This window comes from Paenibacillus sp. Y951, assembly GCF_056786395.1.
On record NZ_JBXCIY010000037.1, the window covers coordinates 1 to 12,110 of the forward strand.

At 34.5% G+C, this 12,110-nt stretch carries 14 protein-coding genes; all 14 read right to left on the reverse strand.

Going from position 1 to position 12,110, the window contains the following annotated elements:
• Positions 1-254: 254 nt before the first annotated feature.
• The 14 genes from AC1TPB_RS24265 to AC1TPB_RS24330 all read right to left on the reverse strand — a co-directional run bounded on the left by AC1TPB_RS24265 (position 255) and on the right by AC1TPB_RS24330 (position 11,875).
• Entirely contained in the window at positions 255-647 is a 393-nt protein-coding gene (locus AC1TPB_RS24265; protein ID WP_482078841.1) for a hypothetical protein, read from the reverse strand.
• A gap of 211 nt (positions 648-858) precedes the next feature.
• A complete protein-coding gene (locus AC1TPB_RS24270; RefSeq protein ID WP_482078842.1) occupies positions 859-1,374 on the reverse strand; it encodes a DUF6886 family protein in 516 nt (171 codons plus the stop codon).
• 264 nt (positions 1,375-1,638) lie between these two features.
• Positions 1,639-2,553: a Sir2 family NAD-dependent protein deacetylase gene (locus tag AC1TPB_RS24275; RefSeq protein WP_482078843.1), complete on the reverse strand. Its 915-nt coding sequence runs from the start codon at positions 2,551-2,553 to the stop codon at positions 1,639-1,641.
• Between the two features lie 671 nt (positions 2,554-3,224).
• Entirely contained in the window at positions 3,225-3,680 is a 456-nt protein-coding gene (locus tag AC1TPB_RS24280) for an NUDIX hydrolase (protein ID WP_482078853.1), read from the reverse strand.
• A gap of 197 nt (positions 3,681-3,877) precedes the next feature.
• Positions 3,878-4,420 carry a nucleoside/nucleotide kinase family protein gene (locus tag AC1TPB_RS24285; RefSeq protein WP_482078844.1) on the reverse strand — a complete coding sequence of 181 codons (543 nt, stop codon included), beginning with the start codon at positions 4,418-4,420 and terminating at the stop codon, positions 3,878-3,880.
• A gap of 837 nt (positions 4,421-5,257) precedes the next feature.
• A complete protein-coding gene (locus AC1TPB_RS24290) occupies positions 5,258-5,506 on the reverse strand; it encodes a YczI family protein (protein ID WP_482078845.1) in 249 nt (82 codons plus the stop codon).
• A gap of 694 nt (positions 5,507-6,200) precedes the next feature.
• Positions 6,201-6,803 (reverse strand): hypothetical protein, encoded by a 603-nt coding sequence (locus tag AC1TPB_RS24295; protein ID WP_482078846.1) that lies wholly within the window; start codon positions 6,801-6,803, stop codon positions 6,201-6,203.
• Positions 6,804-6,996: 193 nt separating this feature from the next.
• The gene (locus tag AC1TPB_RS24300; protein WP_482078847.1) at positions 6,997-7,305 is read right to left on the reverse strand and encodes a hypothetical protein; all 309 of its coding nucleotides are present in this window, start codon (positions 7,303-7,305) and stop codon (positions 6,997-6,999) included.
• Between the two features lie 223 nt (positions 7,306-7,528).
• The gene (locus AC1TPB_RS24305) at positions 7,529-8,125 is read right to left on the reverse strand and encodes a gluzincin family metallopeptidase (protein WP_482078848.1); all 597 of its coding nucleotides are present in this window, start codon (positions 8,123-8,125) and stop codon (positions 7,529-7,531) included.
• 290 nt (positions 8,126-8,415) lie between these two features.
• Positions 8,416-8,796: a hypothetical protein gene (locus tag AC1TPB_RS24310; protein WP_482064796.1), complete on the reverse strand. Its 381-nt coding sequence runs from the start codon at positions 8,794-8,796 to the stop codon at positions 8,416-8,418.
• A 165-nt stretch (positions 8,797-8,961) separates the two neighbouring features.
• Positions 8,962-9,435: a GNAT family N-acetyltransferase gene (locus AC1TPB_RS24315; protein ID WP_482078849.1), complete on the reverse strand. Its 474-nt coding sequence runs from the start codon at positions 9,433-9,435 to the stop codon at positions 8,962-8,964.
• 220 nt (positions 9,436-9,655) lie between these two features.
• Positions 9,656-10,234 (reverse strand): hypothetical protein, encoded by a 579-nt coding sequence (locus AC1TPB_RS24320; protein ID WP_482078850.1) that lies wholly within the window; start codon positions 10,232-10,234, stop codon positions 9,656-9,658.
• A gap of 285 nt (positions 10,235-10,519) precedes the next feature.
• Complete coding sequence (locus tag AC1TPB_RS24325) at positions 10,520-11,224, reverse strand: class I SAM-dependent methyltransferase (protein ID WP_482078851.1); 705 nt, start codon at positions 11,222-11,224, stop codon at positions 10,520-10,522.
• A 195-nt stretch (positions 11,225-11,419) separates the two neighbouring features.
• Positions 11,420-11,875, reverse strand: coding sequence for an NUDIX domain-containing protein (locus AC1TPB_RS24330; protein WP_482078852.1), 456 nt, complete (start codon positions 11,873-11,875; stop codon positions 11,420-11,422).
• Positions 11,876-12,110: the final 235 nt, after the last annotated feature.

Below are 12,110 nucleotides of genomic sequence, written 5' to 3' on the forward strand. Positions count from 1 at the left end.
ATATTCTTGAAAATAACGTTTTTCTAATACTCGTTCCCAGTTAGGTCGATCAGCTATTTTTTGTTTCATATTGCCTCCTTGATTATTACTATCATAATCATGCAATAATTTCCGATAACGTTCAGTTATTCACGAACTTGCGTAGCAAGTTGTCACTGATTATACTACTCTGCCAAAGGCATCAAAAGTGACCAAGGCCTAGCCGCCGCGTGAATACTGTGTTATCGGATGTTCCCTCTTCCTTGATGGTACGTTCAATTGTTTTCTTTATACTTCGGGTTTATTATTTCACTTCCGAATTGCTTTTCACTCATTACAAAATCATTAAAATATCCTTCAATCATAAATGATAGTCTTTCACGATAGTAAAGTGCTTTATCAACTGGATAATTTGATATCTTATATAAATCATTATTATCGTGGTGATACAAGAAGCATTCTGTAACTCTCTTATAAATCTCAAACATCTTTTTAGTGAGCTCTTTGTCTAATTCTTGGTTTAATGTGTCTCTAACTATATCAATTGCAACGTTGTAATACTCCCAAAAAAGCTTTTCATCAAACTCCCCCTTTTCAGCAAGCGAATATATAAAAGAACCTTCTTTCAGATCGTAATTGTCATCTAGGACTTTATAAGTCTTCGTCATATATGCACCATTTTCTTATTTATTCTTTTTAGGGAATTTCCGATAACGTTCTTGTATTCGTGACGTCCATTCCCCTTAAATAGCTCTTATCTTAGGGGAATGGATGTATCTGCCTGATTCCTCTTCCTCGAAAATACTTCTGGCAGATCAAGGGCCGCATGGCCCGTAGCACGAATATAGTGTTAGACGCAGTTGTTTCTTCTTGAATAACTCACAGCTTTCTAGCGTTTTCAAATCTATGTATTCCAAAATCTTTAATAGAAGACTTTAATAAAGTTTCTTTTAATGGGTTCAAGTTTGGTGTAAATCTAATCTCTATATTCAGTTCTGCAATTCTTTCAATTAAGTTATCTAGTGGTGTTATTTCGATTGGTTTTAATGTTTCTTCAGATATATAATAGCCTGCAAATTCATCAAATAATTCAAAGCTTTCACTCGGTAATTCATATCTGAAGGTAGTTGTCTCTTTAATTTTCTTGTACCAATCAATTTCGACAGTGATAACAATATTGGAATCAGTAAACCCAAAAAACGTATGATTGTCTTCGTTACTTATCCCTTCAGTTCTTCTATATACAATTCTAGGACAGTCCCGTGGGAAGTAAAAAGTAAATTCATGTTGCTGGTCTATTGCCCAAACAACTGGAGGCATGTTTTGTCTATTATGTTTGACTCTTGGCTTAAAAACACGTATATCAGATTCCTCACTAAAATGATAAAGCTTCATCGGCATGCCTCCTGTACTTACTGCTCTGTTAAGCAATTGCGTCTAACGTTTCAGTGTTCACGACGTCCCACCAGCTTAAGCGAAAGTAGTGAGCGGCCGCGATGCGGTTAGGTGGTGCGGATGTGTCCGCAGATTATGCTTCCATGCCTGAGTTATCTTCCTCGAATTTTCATCTCCTACTTCTTGCGGACCGAGGGGCTTGTCCCCCGATGCGTGAACACATTGTTATAGGATGTCAGCGTCCTCTTCGAAATACTTTCAATCTCAATCTATATTGATTTTCAAAAGAATGCATAGCTTATCTAAGATATCATCACAATCACCAGTAATCCAATAATCGTTAGTCACCAAGTATTGTGGGCATTCTTTATTTATTGCAATTACCTTACCAATAGGGTTAGCATTACGATACTTATCAGTCAGATTAATATTACCTTCTTCTCCGAGTCCAATAGTTAGTAATAGATCATATTCTCCTAAATCGTCCACTTCATTATTTCCATCAGTATAGTATTTGGGAACGACGCCCGTTTTCTCATGAAGACCATCAAGGTTTCCTGTAATTAAATCACAACCAAAGGAGTTATATAAATCAGCAATTCTCAAATGGGAAATCGACGGGTTAGAGTGTACGAAAAGCCCATGTAGATTTATCGCTTTATCCAGTCGTTTTTCCGAACTGTTATTTATGAGTTCGGTTATATAATCACTAGTTGGATTAAAAGCTTCATGTATAAGTTGGTTAAGCAGAGACATATCAGGTACGCCTGAAGAAACGGATATTCCAGCTCCAGTAAACACTAATACCTTCTTGTCCACTAATAATTCAGCAAGCTCACTTACATTGATGATTTGAGGGTAATTGGATGAGTCATGCTGAATAAACTGATTCTCATTATTTTGGGGATTCTGATTATTTTTCTGCAAAAAGGAATCCAATGTATGTCTAACTATGTCCACATGATTAGGAAAATACCAGTGTTTCTTACCATCCTCATATTCCTTGAAAGGGTTATTACGATTAATTAATTCAGATGACAATGTAGAGAGTGATCTAGGAATTTGCTCTTCCGTTATTATTCCAAAATAAAGTCCAATTTTTCCGTCATGAATAAAAGCACCGCGCTCAATAAAGTAACCTTCTTGATTCAATTCATTCAAACTAAAGATAAATTTCACTGATAATCACCCCTGTCCAAACTTGTGCAATTTTGGATTTTTTTTCGTTTTTACGCTGATTTCCTATAACGTTCGTGTATTCACGAACTTGCGTAGCAAGTTGTCACTGAATCTGCTTCTTCTGCCAATAACATCAAAGTGACCAAGGGCGCATGCCCGCAGCGTGAATACGGTGATAAGTGATGCATCTGACTTCTTGAAATACTTCACAAACCTAAATGTTGCCATCCTATCCTTTTTATATGTCTTAAATGACTTCATCTACATTGCTTTTTTCCTTAAGGTTTCTGTTCATTCTTTTTTAAATTATGGTTTTCATCTAGGTTTTCTAACGTTATAGTTGGACCTCCAACTGGTGCGGTTCATGGTGCGAGGATGAAACTAATTATTCTTGTGATTAAATTTGATGTTTCTACTTACTACAACGGGATACGATCTAATATTGTTGCTATTTCTGTTTGCTTTTATTAGCACTTGTATTTATATGGTTTTACCAATCCAGATGTTTCACATATCGTTCTTGTATTTACGAACTTCCTTAGGAAGTTGTCACTGAATCTGCTACTTCTGCCAAAAGCATCAAAGTGACCAAGGCGCAGCCGCGGCGTGAATAATGTGTTATATGATGTCGCAGACTTCTTTGAAATACTTTCAAAATGCCTTTCGTCACTCTACCAATTCTTTATATATCCTGCTTTTTTTAATACTAGTTTTGTGAGTGGGTTTATATTCTCTATTGGTTCTTCTAATGAAAAATATTGTAGTTCAAGTCCTTCATCATCATTTATCATTCGTTGTCCCTCAATATCAATTGCTTCAAATACTGCCATTACGTTATAGATTTCATCTCCGTGAGGATATTTGTAGTACATATCCTTACCAGAAAATATTGTTATTAATTTAAAAGTCTTTGCTCTCAATCCAGCTTCTTCGTAAAGTTCTCTTTCTGCCGCTTCTTCTAAGGATTCTCCAAGTTCTAGTGCCCCTCCAATGGTTCCCCAATCGTAACTATCCGCTCGTTTCTGGAGTAACAAATGTCCTAGTGAATTAAAAATTAAAACACACGACCCAACCATAATCAATGGTTGATTTCCTACTTTCTTTCTCAATTCCATGATATACCCGATGAAAATCACCTCAAATGTTATATTTGATTTTAAATTTATTTGCCTTTCTGCGATTTCCTATAACGTTCTTGTATTCACGAACTTCCGCAGGAAGTTGTCACTGAATATGCTACTTCTGCCAAAAGCATCAAAGTGACCAAGGCGTAGCCGCTGCGTAAATACTGTGTTAGACGAAGCTCTGTACTACCTTGAATCCACTAGTATCTTCTTTTTATTTCACTGAATATAATATTAACTATTTCTTCAACATGCAGTGTTCCATCAATTATTAAATCTGAATTTGGTTTTATCATGTTTAACATGCCTTCATAACCTTTTCTTCCACGTTTTATATAACTACTTAACTCTGCTAAAATATCTTCCGTATTCATATTTTTATAATCACGTAACATTCTTCTTGCCATTGCTATATCAAGAGGGGTATCTATATAAATAGTCAGATCTATGTTTTTCAAGTTGTTATGTAGCCTTGCAAATGGATAGTCTAACAAAATGAATTCTGAATCTTCAGAAAGAATATGATCGTTCAAATCTGTAATGAGCTTCTCTAGATTCCACTCATTACAATTATAGCCTCGCTCAACCCAATCAATAATATCTTTAGGTCCTTCTATATCATACTCATCAAAATAAATGATCTTTGCGTTATCTAGAACCTGACTCAATCGAGTTGTTATAGTAGTTTTTCCACCTCCTGAAACTGCCGAAATAGCAATTATCCTTGGTTTATTATTTTTCATTTTTCATCAACCTCCTACGGTGTTTCAAGACACTATTATTTTCCACAGAGTTTCGTCTAACGTTCTTGTATTCATGAACTTCCGCAGGAAGTTGTCACTGAATCTGCTTCATCTGCCAAAAAGCATCAAGTGACCAAGGCGGAGCCGCTGCTTGAATACGGTGTTATACGCTGTTGTAATCCGAACTCCTCGAATGAAGACAGGACGTCGGCCTTCAATTAACGTGTTTATTGTCTTTAATGCTAATCTTGCAAAATGTCTTTTAAAGAATTTAATCATGTGTTTTAATTCTCTTTAAACAATGTGTCTTATTCTTGGTTCAAGTGGTTCAAGAATCATTGTCTCTATTCAGGTTTTTGTTGTGAAGTGCTTTTCAAATGTTTTTGATTATATGCGTGAGGTTGCAAAGTGACCCTTTGCATTCAGAGTCTAACTAAGGTGAGGAAATTCAAGTAATTAGTATGATTGTAATTGCTTTTGCTTCAAACAACAAGGACGTTGTGAACGCAAACACTGAACAGAACTGTTCGGATTACAATGGCGTATAACGTTCAGGTATTCACGAACTTCCGGAGGAAATTGTCAGACAGCAATGGCATCGTTGAATTTCCTCTGCTGACCAAGGGCGGATGCCCGCCGCTTGAATACTGTGTTATACGCTGTTGTAATCCGACTTCCTCGAATGAAGACAGGACGTCGACCTTCAACATGCATTTTTATGTTTTTGGCTCTGAACAACTTGATTGTTGATTTGTATCAAATTAAGAAGCGTAATCTATATTTTGTTTTGAATACAATTTTTCTTTCATATGGTGAATAATACTTACAATAAATACTCTAATGAAATATAAAACTTTGGATAGATACGAATAGTATAAATACAAATACGACGATCGATAACCACCCTGTTATCTTTTTGTTCTGTTGGAATTCCTGTATTCCCATCACTAACATTGTTAAGCCTAAAAATAGCATCATATATGCTTGAAATTCGTAATTTTTTGTGATTAATCCATAACCAGCCAATGCAACTGTAATAATGGGAAATAGAATTCGTAAAATCGGTAACAAACTATATCGCCTCACTTTAACTCTGCCTCTTTTCTTAACTAAGGTTATTTTTTCTATCATTCTCTACAATGCTTCAAAATCAAATAGTAGTTTATGCCGATAGTAAAACAATCATACATAAGAAATACAACTAATAATTTCGGCAGATTTTCGTAACGAAATTACTTGTAACATACATTGTATAAATTGCATCATTTAATGCCCTATACGTACACGAAATAAAGGAGTATTTGTCCGTATCCGTAAATGATTTCCCATGTAATCTATGGTTATTAATATCATTTATGATGGTTTTGTTCTTATGAACTTAAACAATTGTTTTATTCTTTAATGAAGGTTTAACCAAGCGTTTCATGGGTTTCAAAGATATTCTCTTTATCAGGATGTTTATTGTAAAGTGTTTTTTTAATTGTTTTTTGATCATTATGTGTGGTAGCAAAGTAACCCTTTGCATTCGGAGTCTAACTAAGGTGAGGAGAATCTTTTGAGTAATGAATTTTTTTGTAAGTTGGTTTTCTTCAAACAACAAGGACGTTGTGAACGCACACGCTCTCAAAAACCTTCGGATTACATTGGCGTATAACGTTCTTGTATTCACGAACTTCCGTAGGAAGTTGTCACATGAATCTACCACCCTGCAAAAAGCATCAAAGTGACCAAGGGCGAATTACCGCCGCTTGAATACTGTGTTATGTGATGCACCCGACTTCTAAGATATATCTGAGAAAATCCTTATTATTGTATTTCCTTCTTCCCTATATCCGACTGCAATAAAATTCTTGAGTTCGCCTCGTTCTATCAGTTTGATATGATTGAGTTTTAAGAAACTAAATATATTGTTTGGACTAATATGTTTATCAGAGATTAAAGTTGAAATATCATCTTCCAAGCTAATTGCCCCTGCAACACCATTAAAATATTCAAGAATATTCTCGAGAAAATCAATAAAAAAATGATACTCCGTTTGTTTTATTCCTGCCTGTTCCCATTCAGGTGCATCAAACTCACTACCAAAAAAGCAATAATTCATTAAAATAGTATCTTCAGCCACTCGTTCAATAAATAATATCGACTTTCTTTCTCCAAACAAATCTATTAGTAAATTCAGTTTAGTTGAATGAATCCTCGGTGAGTAAAGATCTTCTTTATCAAAGTGATAACCTTGTTCAAATTCATTAATCTTCTCTTTAATTTTTTCACTAGCAATGGTGACTTTTTCGTGTGAAGAAACGAGATATATTATATCCTGCAAATTAGTTTCCTTTAATAAGAGACTAATTTCTAGAAAGGGCCCACCTTGTATCCAACTCATGTTCTTATTTGTCCTTTCTATTGGGTGTTTCACATAACGTTCTTGTATTCACGAACTTGCGCAGCAAGTTGTCACATGAATCTGCTACTTCTGCCAAAAAGTATCAAAGTGACTTAGGCGTAGCCGCAGCGTGAATACTGTGTTATCGGATGTCAGCGCCTTCTTCGAAATTGCTGAGAAATGATCTTTCTCCTTATTTCTCTATTCTTATTTCAAAATATCGAACTACAATTAATATTAGTTCACAAATCACTTTCCATATAATGATAGATATTAAAAATAAAATTACTCCTTGCAATACCCCTAAAGGTAAATTGTTTATTTCCTTGCCCGTATACCAATTTCCCTCTTTCAATTGTGTTTGAATAAAGTTATTCCAATATACTTTTTTCCCGAATACAATTGCTTGGTACATTATCGGTAGAATTCCTGCATAAAAAAGAACTGTTATTAAAGTGTTTGATGGTATACGTCCAAACTTAAAAATCTTATCCTTCATCATATCAGCTCCTTATACTTGTAATTAGATTTTTAAGAGTTTATGCAAAGTGGTTTGTATTTTTTGCATTGCGCTGATTTCCTATAACGTTCTTATATTCACGAACTTCCGCAGGAAGTTGTCACATGAATCTACTACTCTGTTAAAAGCATCAAATGACCAAGGTGTAGCCGCCGCGTGAATACTGTGTTATAGGAAGTCAGTGACTTCAATGATACACGTAAAGTCACTGTAAACTTTGTTTCCACTCTAAATAGAATCTTTCTAATGATATATTTAATATTTCTTCGATTCCTTCAGGATTTCTTCTAATAAATTCATTTAGAGTATTTATTCCGTATTTTTCAGTAATGAATTTTACAATCAAACCACAAATTTGATATGCTGATCCATCGAAATTATCATAGAATGTTGGACTTATGAGTTGTTCTAATGTTGGGATGTTGCTGATTATTGATCGATTTTTCAATTCATGTTCAAGTTGCAATGAAGCAAAATATGCTGTCCCCTCATCCAGCCACTTAGCCTTTCCAACAATAGGATTTATTTGTTGGATAACTTCATGAACAAATTCATGAACTATCTGAAACGTATATTCTAAATATATATCAGGATCTTCTAAACTTAGCGGTGTATATAATTTAATGATATTGTCACTTGCATCATAAGTTCCCTCGGTCTTCCGACCAATAATTTTATAAAATTGCTCTCTATCAGAGTAAACATGAACAATTGTTTTTTGATTAGGCTTAAACATAAACATATCAATGATTCGGTTATAGTTTTTTTCGAAAGCATATGCAAGTTCTTCAATCATTTCCATTGTCTTCTCATCCTTAACTGGAGAAAAAAACAATCCATGTTCTGATTCTTTAATTAAATGAAGTTTATAGTTGTTTGATTTGAGATTCATTCTTCTTTGTCCCTTCTCTCTAATATAGTATTACACTGATTTCCTATAACGTTCTTGTATTCACGAACTTGCGAATTCAAGTTGTCAGACAGCCATTACATCTTGAATTTCCGCTGCTGACCAAGGCGTAGCCGAAGCGTGAATACTTTGTTGTGCGATTTACTCGACTACTGGAACTACTATCAACTTACTTTTACTTATCACTTTTTGTAATAGTGTATTTCAATATTTTTGTTTTTTAATACCATTTTATCTTTCATTAATTCAATTTCGAATAATGAATCTTCCACTAAGATTTCTTTCTCAGTTTTCCATTGATAATTCATATTCTTCTCTTCCTCATTATATTTTTTTTTATGTACTCCACCTTCTGTTGATACCCAATTAAAAGTTTTAGCATTAATATTTGTCTCTGTTACTTCTAAATAATTATAATGTCCTAACTCTTCATCACTTCCTACTATTTGGCTCACTTGATCTGATTCCCAAACACCGAGTAACATAGCTTTATTATCTTGTTTACAGCTTGTTAAGAAAATTGAAACAATCAGTAATAACATCAATGTCATTAATTTAGGCATTTAAGTGTCCTTTCTTTATCGGTTTGGTTTTCGAGTATTTCGCATAACGTTCAGGTATTCACGAACTTCCGAAGGAAGTTGTCAGACAGCGATAACTTCCAGAATTTCCTCTGCTGACCAAGGCGTAGCCGCTGCGTGAATACTGTGTTATGTGATTGATCGCCTTCATTGAATTACTTTGATAGGTTCTTTCCTTAATGTAAGATAATGACTTGCTTGATTATATTTGTCGCTCTTTTTAAAGCCTTCATTGCAATACATTGCATTTGCTACTTCATTATTAGTCCTTAGTAATAGAACTTCAAAATATTTTCTTGATTCGTCTATTATTCTTTTCAATATGGTTTTTCCAATTCCCTTATCTCTGTATCTTTCTAAAACGTATAAATGTCTTACTCTTCCATAACCTTCTTTATTTATATATGGATCATGATTTAACCCACCAATACCTATAATCATAGAATCAATTACCACAACAAATAAAGCCTCACCCGGTTTATCAAAACGATTTATTCCTTGTTCAAATTCATCTATCAGTCTCTTAATGAAACGATATCCTTCTTTAGTGCTTTCTAATAACAACGTATCTATATCATATGACTCTAAACTTTTTATTATTATTACTTCGATTGAAACCACTTCCTTTTAAAATTTGCCGACCTATCACATAACGTTCTTGTATTCACGAACTTGCGCAGCAAGTTGTCACTGAAGCTGCTTCTTCTGCCAAAAGCATCCTAGTGACCAAGACGTAGCCGCCGCGTGAGTATGGTGTTATACGCTGTTATTGCCCTCTTTGAGTTACTTTTAATATGTCATTTAACTAATCTTCGTTTATTAATTAGACGTTGCCGTTAAACTATTCTTTAAATATCTCGAGATACCACCACAAAATCTCATAATGTCCAACAAGTTTGCCGGAAATTTCTTCGATATTTCGGATTGTAGGATCTACGCCATATTTATCTACACTTCCATCAAGAACAAACGAGCCATCTAAAGGTAGTTCATCCCTGAACTTATGTAGGGCCACAATATATTCTTGAGGTGTCTGTGTATTGAAGGATAGATTCTCTACATCATGAGAATCTATCGATTTATATATTGAAGCCTTGTCTATTTCATCATAATGCTTGATTGCCGAGATGCTATGTCCAATCTGCTTATAAACCGATGGACTATATTCCTGGGGATGGAATGTAATGGTATTTGATATGGTTATTACGATGATAACAATCCAAACAATAACAAACAGCGGAAGTTTCATCTTCCTTGACAAAAAAATACCCAGTGCAATAATAGCTGTATTTACCACAATCGTTATTGGTATGGTGATTATTCTACCGAGCCCTGTATAAGGAAACAGTTGCACCATTAAAATGATCATAATAATCGAAATCGAAAAAGTCGTTATACTGAATGCAACTATTCTCTTCAAAGCGCCAACTACCTATAAACTAAGTTGCTCATGTTTTCCAAAATATCACAGTAGCCAGTTGTTATTAAAAAATATTCTCATCATGATATGTGTTCTAATGAGAATCTTGTAATACATCCTTTAATGTATTGCAGTAATTGCGTATAACGTTCAGGTATTCACGAACTTCCGCAGGAAGTTGTCAGACAGCAAACACATCCTGAATTCCCTCTGCTGACCAAGGCGTAGCCGCCGCGTAAATACTGTGTTATACGATGTTTGAGCCTTCTTCGATTTAACTTACAACTATATTTTTTGGACAGCCCAGGTCACCACATCCCCCTGAAGCAGCACTCTTTGTCCATCTCTACTAATCTCAACTTCGTAAGGTTTAACCGTTTGTTTGATTAGTTTCCAAGTATTATATTGTCTACTAAATTTCTTTAGCAAATAATCTGTTTCAAAAAGCAACTCATACATAGGCTCTAAGGCCGTTCCTGTTTCAACCTCTGTCTCTCTGATATTGGTACTTATAATAAAACAATTAATCCCACCATTTTTTGTCCCGGTAATCATATCCCCAAGAAACTTATCGAAAATTTCTTCAGATGCCAGATGTTCAATACTAGAAACTGAAAAAATAAAATCATATATATCACGGTCAATATTAAAGTCACTTATATCCGTAACTTCATATTTTAGATTTTCTAATACATTGTACTCATGTCCATATTGAACTAATTTCTCTATTGCACTTTCTAGTAAATCAACGCAAACTACAGTGCCGTTCCGGTTTGTTAATTTTTCAGCTAAAGGGATACTATTTCTTCCTACGCCACACCCCAGATCTAATACCGTAATTTCTGAACGATTACTAACTATTTCAAATAAATCCATTATTGTTTTTACGGGTTTATGTAACCATGAGCCTTCTTCAAATAATTTATTATTCTGATAACAGTGATCATGATATTCTTTTTCTTTCATTCTTATAATCTCTAGTTTGTTCATATGCAACTCCAATCTCTAAAGTATTTGCTCAATATCGTATAACGTTCAGGTATTCACGAACTTCCGCAGGAAGTTGTCAGACAGCAATCACATCCTGAATTTCCTCTGCTGACCAAGGCGCAACCGCTGCGTGAATACGGTGTTATGAGATGTTGCCGCCTTCTTCGAGATACTTACAAATAGTTTTTCAGGGTTTTAGTTAATATCTCCGATATAGGTTTCAACTTTTGTGCTTGTATTAATTTTTTTAAGTTCTTTAATAATATCTTTAGGATAAAAATTATGTCTTTCTAATTCATCGATCTTAAGCCATTCAATTCCGATTTGATCAAAGTCTGGTTCTAATTGATATTTTCTTTCTTCATCGATCTCACAAGAGAATATATGATTAACTATATGTAGTCCTATGTCCCTTTCTGAATGTTCATGATTCTTTCCAATATATTCTCTTACAAAAATTAATTTTGCGTTTTTTATACTTGCTCCGACTTCTTCCCGAATTTCACGGTGAAGAGCTTCCAATAGTGTTTCTCCAAATTCCTGGCCTCCTCCAGGCATAATAAATTCAATGACATTGTCCTCTTGTTTCTTTATCGTTAGAATCTGATTATTTCGAATAATCAAGGCACAGACGGAACTTCTGATCTTCACTATTAAGCCCTCCAAACAAATATTTTTGAGTTTTTCAAAATTCTCGATCATTCAATCTAATCTATAGATAAGAATATATTCATCTTTAATTAGATTTTCGGCGATTTCTCATAACGTTCTTGTATTCACGAACTTGCGTAGCAAGTTGTCACTGAATCTGCTACTTCTGCCTAAAGCATCAAAGTGACCAAGGCGCAGCCGCTGCTTGAATACTTTGTTATAGGATGGAGCCGAC

What these genes read in the sequence shown, in the direction of transcription:
- AC1TPB_RS24265 (WP_482078841.1), bottom strand. Translation starts at nt 647, where the DNA reads ATGACGAAGACTTATAAAGTCCTAGATGACAATTACGATCTGAAAGAA.
- AC1TPB_RS24270 (WP_482078842.1), bottom strand. Translation starts at nt 1,374, where the DNA reads ATGAAGCTTTATCATTTTAGTGAGGAATCTGATATACGTGTTTTTAAG.
- AC1TPB_RS24285 (WP_482078844.1), bottom strand. Translation starts at nt 4,420, where the DNA reads ATGAAAAATAATAAACCAAGGATAATTGCTATTTCGGCAGTTTCAGGA.
- AC1TPB_RS24295 (WP_482078846.1), bottom strand. Translation starts at nt 6,803, where the DNA reads ATGAGTTGGATACAAGGTGGGCCCTTTCTAGAAATTAGTCTCTTATTA.
- AC1TPB_RS24300 (WP_482078847.1), bottom strand. Translation starts at nt 7,305, where the DNA reads ATGATGAAGGATAAGATTTTTAAGTTTGGACGTATACCATCAAACACT.
- AC1TPB_RS24305 (WP_482078848.1), bottom strand. Translation starts at nt 8,125, where the DNA reads ATGGAAATGATTGAAGAACTTGCATATGCTTTCGAAAAAAACTATAAC.
- AC1TPB_RS24310 (WP_482064796.1), bottom strand. Translation starts at nt 8,796, where the DNA reads ATGCCTAAATTAATGACATTGATGTTATTACTGATTGTTTCAATTTTC.
- AC1TPB_RS24325 (WP_482078851.1), bottom strand. Translation starts at nt 11,224, where the DNA reads ATGAACAAACTAGAGATTATAAGAATGAAAGAAAAAGAATATCATGAT.